This is a genomic window from Streptomyces turgidiscabies Car8, assembly GCF_000331005.1.
In the GTDB taxonomy this organism is placed as follows: domain Bacteria; phylum Actinomycetota; class Actinomycetes; order Streptomycetales; family Streptomycetaceae; genus Streptomyces; species Streptomyces turgidiscabies.
The window spans coordinates 1-5,344 of sequence record NZ_AEJB01000134.1; the positions used below are offsets into that span (position 1 = coordinate 1).

At 70.9% G+C, this 5,344-nt stretch carries 5 protein-coding genes; 2 read left to right on the forward strand and 3 right to left on the reverse strand.

From position 1 onward, the window contains the following. Positions 1–1,233, reverse strand: a 1,233-nt coding sequence (locus tag STRTUCAR8_RS08525; RefSeq protein WP_006375151.1) for an MBL fold metallo-hydrolase, incomplete at its 3' end; no start/stop codon positions are given. A gap of 225 nt (positions 1,234–1,458) precedes the next feature. On the opposite strand from STRTUCAR8_RS08525, the gene STRTUCAR8_RS08530 reads away from it, so the two are divergent. Both STRTUCAR8_RS08530 and STRTUCAR8_RS08535 read left to right on the forward strand, forming a co-directional pair. Further along, positions 1,459–2,649 (forward strand): Glu/Leu/Phe/Val dehydrogenase dimerization domain-containing protein, encoded by a 1,191-nt coding sequence (locus STRTUCAR8_RS08530; RefSeq protein ID WP_006375154.1) that lies wholly within the window; start codon positions 1,459–1,461, stop codon positions 2,647–2,649. Between the two features lie 111 nt (positions 2,650–2,760). Continuing rightward, complete coding sequence (locus tag STRTUCAR8_RS08535) at positions 2,761–3,375, forward strand: TetR/AcrR family transcriptional regulator (protein WP_006375149.1); 615 nt, start codon at positions 2,761–2,763, stop codon at positions 3,373–3,375. A 130-nt stretch (positions 3,376–3,505) separates the two neighbouring features. Here the strand turns inward: STRTUCAR8_RS08535 and STRTUCAR8_RS08540 are convergent, their stop codons facing one another. Beyond that, positions 3,506–4,291: an SGNH/GDSL hydrolase family protein gene (locus tag STRTUCAR8_RS08540; RefSeq protein ID WP_006375153.1), complete on the reverse strand. Its 786-nt coding sequence runs from the start codon at positions 4,289–4,291 to the stop codon at positions 3,506–3,508. Between the two features lie 122 nt (positions 4,292–4,413). After that, complete coding sequence (locus STRTUCAR8_RS08545; protein WP_006375152.1) at positions 4,414–5,133, reverse strand: DUF6250 domain-containing protein; 720 nt, start codon at positions 5,131–5,133, stop codon at positions 4,414–4,416. Between the last annotated feature and the right edge of the window lie 211 nt (positions 5,134–5,344).

A 5,344-nucleotide genomic window follows, 5' to 3' on the forward strand; every position in this document is an offset into this window, starting at 1 on the left:
AGTACCCCCCTGGATTTCACCGGGCGTGTCGATCCGGACCTCGTCCACATCAGCCGTACGAGTGACATCCGCCGACTGAGGGCCATCGGTCGCCCCGCTCGCGTCGACCGCCGGCCAGCCGCCCGCCGGAATCACCGCCACGCCCCGCCACCAGGGCGCCGAGGGGACGACCTCGGCGGCGGGTTCGAAGGGCTCGCCGGGGTGCGGCAGCGCGATCCGCGCGTTCGCCTCCCGGGCCGCCGCGATCGTGCCCTCGCCCGGGTCCGACCACGCGTGCGCCGCGAGGTTGAAGGTCCCCCAGTGGATCGGCAGCATCAGACCGCCGCCTGGCCCGCCCTGGAGATCGAGGTGGGCGCGCATGCCCTCCTCGGGGGTCATGTGGATGTCGGGCCAGAACTCGCTGTAGGCCCCGATCTGGATCATCGTGGCGTCGAACGGGCCGTGGTCGGCACCGATGTCCCGGAAACCCTCGAAGTACCCGGTGTCGCCGCTGTGGTAGACGCGGTGCTCCTCACCGGCGACGACCCAGGAGGCCCACAGGGTGTGCTGCGTGTTGCGCAGGCCTCGGCCGCAGAAGTGGCGGGCCGGGGTCGCGGTCAGGGTGAGGCCGCCGACCTTCGTCGACTCCTGCCAGTCCAGCTCGCGCAACCGGTCGGCCGACACGCCCCAGCGCTCCAGATGGGCGCCGACCCCGAGCGGCACCGCGAACAGGGTGTCCGTACCGGCCAGCGCCTTGATCGTGGGCATGTCCAGGTGGTCGTAGTGGTCGTGCGAGATGACGACGACGTCGACCGGGCCGAGCGCGGCCAGCGGCACGGGGACGGGGTGCAGCCGCTTGGGACCGGCGAAGGCGAACGGCGAACAGCGCTCGCCCCAGACGGGGTCGAAGAGCACGCGGTGTCCGTCGATCTCCGTGAGCACGCTGGAGTGGCCCATCCAGGTCAGCCGGAGACCGCTGACCGGAGGCTTGGCGAGGTCGGCGAGCGTCGTCGCGTGCACCGGCACGGTGCCGGCCGGAGCGCGGCGGACCCGGTCCTCCTTGCGCAGGGAGGACTTGGCGAACTCGAGCATGGCGCCGTCGGGCCGGGGGGTGCCCGGCGGATTCTGGAAGACACCGTCCGCGAAGTGCGGCGATCTGTGGATCCGGGCGAGGCGCTCCCCACTCGCGTCCGCACCGAAGGCCTCGGGCCGCAGTGCGCGCAGCCTGGAGCTCGGAGAGGGGAATCCGGTCACGGTACCTCCAGGAAAAGTCGGTCAGGCATTCCATTATGGTCGCTCGCCACGACACTCCGGCGTCGAGCATGTGTCGGCCGGGTCTCTCCGGACCAGGACCGGCGTCCTGAACGGCGAATCGACGCCGGGAACGACGGAACGCGGCCGGAGGGACACGCGTGGTAGCCGGGGCGGGGTGGACCGCGGGCCGCCCACAACTGAACAGCGAGTCAGTATATTGACCTCATGGCAACCTCTCGGAGCGCTCCCCTGCTCTCCCTCACCTGGACGGATCACCTCACCGGCCGCCAGGGCTTCCTCGTCGTGGACAGGCTGGTGCGGGGCGTGTCCAGCGGCGGGCTGCGGATGCGCGAGGGCTGCACCCTGGACGAGGTCGCCGGACTGGCCCGCGGCATGACCATGAAGGAGGCCCTGCACTACGACCCCGAGGGCCGTTACATCCCCCTGGGCGGTGCCAAGGGGGGCGTCGACTGCGACCCCCGGGACCCGGCGGCGTACGACCTGCTGGTGCGGTACCTGCGCGCGATGCGGCCGTACGTAGAGAGCGTCTGGACCACGGGCGAGGACCTGGGCCTCACCCAGGATCTCGTCGACCGGGCGGCGGCCGAGGCGGGGCTCGTGTCGACGATCCAGGCGGTCTATCCGCTGCTGGACGACGAGACCGCGGCCCGGCGGCGGCTCGCGGAGGCGTTCACGGTCGAGGTGGACGGCATCGGCCTGGACGAGCTGGTCGGCGGCTGCGGGGTCGCCGAGTCGGTGCTCGCGGCACTCGACCGGGCCCAGGTGCCGTACGCCGGGACACGGGTCGCCGTACAGGGGCTCGGCACGATGGGCGGGGCCACGGCACGCTTCCTCACGCGCGCGGGGCTCACGGTGGTGGCCGTCGCCGACGTCAAGGGCACGATCGGCAACCCGGCCGGCCTCGACGTCGAAGCACTGCTCGCCGCCAGGGACGCGTACGGCACCGTGGACCGCGTGGTGCTGCGGCCCGGAGACCGTGAACTGCCGGGTGAGGCCTGGCTGTCCACGGAGGCGGAGGTGCTGGTGCCGGCGGCGGTCTCGTACGCGGTCGACGCCGGGAACCAGCGGGGGATCACCGCGCGTTGGATCGTCGAGGCCGCCAACATGCCCGTGCTGCCGGAGGCCGAGGAGCTGCTCGCCGCGCGCGGCGTCGTCGTACTGCCGGACGTGGTCGTCAACTCGGGGACGAACGCATGGTGGTGGTGGACGCTGTTCGGGGACATCGGCGCGGACCCGGAGGAGGCGTTCACGCACACCCGGCGCTCGATGCGCGCCCTCATCGAGGAGGTGCTCGCGCGCGCGGGGGCCGACGGGACGACTCCGCGGGCGGCGGCGCACGCCATCGTCGAGGACCGGCTGCCGGTGATCGCGGAGCGGTTCGGGTGGTACCGCTGACGATGCCCGGCTCCGGGTGTCTTCGCCGACAACCGGCCGTATCGGCGGGGATTCACGGACATCGACGGGGCTGGTCCGACATCGTGTCAGGTGACGGATTAGTGTGGCCGCGTGGCAAGGGTGCGGTTGAGCGTGGCGGAGCGGCGCGAGGACTTGCTGCGGGCCGCCATCGAGCAGATCGAGGCGCGGGGTGTGGCGGCGGTCCGGATCGCCGACGTGGCCGCCGTCCTCGGGGTGAGCAACGCACTGGTGCTGTACCACTTCTCGACGAAGGAGAAGCTGGTCGCCGCCGCCTTCCGGTACGCGGCGGAGGCCGATCTCACCCACCTGGGCAAGCTTCTCGGACGCCGTTCCCCGGCGCTGCGCCGGCTGCGGTCGGCTGTGCGCTGGTACGCGCCGACCGGTCAGGCCAAGGGCTGGCGGCTGTGGATCGAGGGCTGGGCGGTGTCCCTGCGCGACCCGGCGCTGCGGGAGGTCGCGGGCGACCTGGACCGGCGATGGAAGGCCGCGATCACCGAGGTCATCGCGGAGGGGGTGGCCGCGGGCGAGTTCGAGTGCCCCGACCCCAGCGGCACGGCACTGCGGCTGACGGCGCTGCTGGACGGGCTGGCCGTCCAGATGACGGCGTACGACGGGGTGTCACGGACGCGGGCCGAGCAGTGGGTGGACGCTGCGCTGGCCGGGGAACTGGGGCTTGAGCGTACGGCGTTGACCGGGCCCAGGTGAGTGACCTGATCGTCGACCGGGGGCTGCGCCCCCAGACCCCCGCTTCGGCCTGGACGGCTTCGTCCTCAAGCGCCGGACGGGCTGAAATGACCCGTCCGGCGCTGAAGGGCGCTCAAGCCTCGCTCCCGGCTCACGCGACCCAGTCGATGCGGCTCTTGATGTCGTCGGGCGACAGATGCCCCTTCGCCGTCACGGCGTCCCCCGACGACTCTCCCCTCAGCCGCCGCCCGATCCACGGGACCAGGTACTCACGGGCCCAGTGGACGTCGTCGCGGCGGATCTCAAAGGTGCCCCGGGGAGGCAGCAGCGGCCAGGGCTGGTCCGGGTCGGCCGGGATCTCGAGGCCGAGTACCTGCCCCGCGCGCAGCGCCACGCGCGTGTGGCCCTCCGCCGACAGGTGGAGCCGGTCGCCGTCCCAGGCCCTGCGGTCCTGAATGGTCTTCAGGGACCACAGGTCGAGCACCGGGCAGTTGTACCGGTCGGCGATGGCCCGGAGGTGTCCGTTGTACGTGGCGATCTTGCCGCGCATGTGCTTCAGGACGGGGACGTTGCGGGTGTCGAACCCGGTCGTCACCATGACGGTTCCGACCTCCGAGGTGAGGCCGATCACCGCTCGCTCGAATCGCTCGGCGACCTCGTCCGGGTCGCTGCCGGGCCGGATGATGTCATTGCCGCCCGCGCAGAAGGAGACCAGGTCCGGCGCCTGCTCCCTGGCGAGGGGAAGCTGTTCGGCCACGATCTGGTCGAGCAGCCTCCCCCGTACCGCGAGGTTGGTGTAGTCGAAGTCCCCTTCGGGACGCCGGTCGGCGAGCAGAACCGCGAAGCGGTCCGCCCAGCCGACGAACGCCCCGTCGGGGCCGGGGTCGCCGACGCCCTCGGTGAAGCTGTCCCCCACCGCCACGTACGACCCGATCACCGCTCTGCTGTCATTCTTCGAATCGTCTGCCACATCGGCCCATGATTCACCTTCCGATGTGAGCTACGCGACCGTAGGAAGGGGTTGACGCGCGGTGAGATAAGCCACTCGTCAAGTGTTGGTCAACCCGGAATAACGGGGAGACGCAGCTCACGGACGCTGAAGTCGGTGATCCGGAAGTGGCTCCACGTCGTGCGGAAGGCGAAGTGCCCACTCGTGTACGGGTCCGGGTCGCTGTAGTCGAAGACGAGCCGCCCGTTGTTCCACCAGCGAACCGTGGATCCGGCCGAGACTATCCGCACCCGATGCCGTTCGTTCGGGACCAGGAGCGGCTCCGCGTAATCGTAGATCAAGGGGCGCACGCCGGCCTCGCCGACGTAACGGCGCAGCCGGGTCGTGGTGTTGGTGTTGGCGCCGTAGCCGACGTAGTACGTCTTGAGGTAGTCGTACTCCGCGAGGGCGCCGCTGCGAGGAGTGGCGAAGAGGTCGTCAGGGGAGCGTACGTCGACGGCGTTCCAGAAGTTGTTCAGGTCGGAGACCCGGTCGTTCACCCCGCCCGCCGAGACCGGTGTCGCCGTGTACTCGATGACGTACGGACCTCGCAGCCTGCGTTTGAGCCAGATGGTCGCGCCACTGGGTACGTCGACCTCCAGGACACCTCGGGCCGCTGTGACGCTGCCGCCGTCCTGGAGTTCGACGGCCCACTGGCCGAGACCGTGGCGGAAGTCGTCGCGAGCGAGGAGGCGTCCGCACGTGGCGGCACCGGCGCGCGCGGCCGGGGCGAGCGCGGTGAGCGCGGCACCAGCGGCCAGGGTTCCGAAAGCTCTGCGAGTGGTCGTCATGAGGCGGCTCCTTGTGGGGAGAAAGCGCTTACACAGATAGGGAGTTCACTATCACACCGTTCAGACGGACTGAACGGGAGTGAGTCCCCGCGCCCGGGCCAGGCGGATCATGACCGTGGTCCGGCCCGGACGGTCCGATGCCCCACCGCATCACTTGAACGCACAGCAGCGGCAACAGCTCCAACCCCACACGGGGACACGAACACGCCGA

Excerpts from the sequence above, each read along its gene's own strand:
- STRTUCAR8_RS08530 (WP_006375154.1), top strand. The coding sequence starts at position 1,459 with ATGGCAACCTCTCGGAGCGCTCCCCTGCTCTCCCTCACCTGGACGGAT.
- STRTUCAR8_RS08545 (WP_006375152.1), bottom strand. The coding sequence starts at position 5,133 with ATGACGACCACTCGCAGAGCTTTCGGAACCCTGGCCGCTGGTGCCGCG.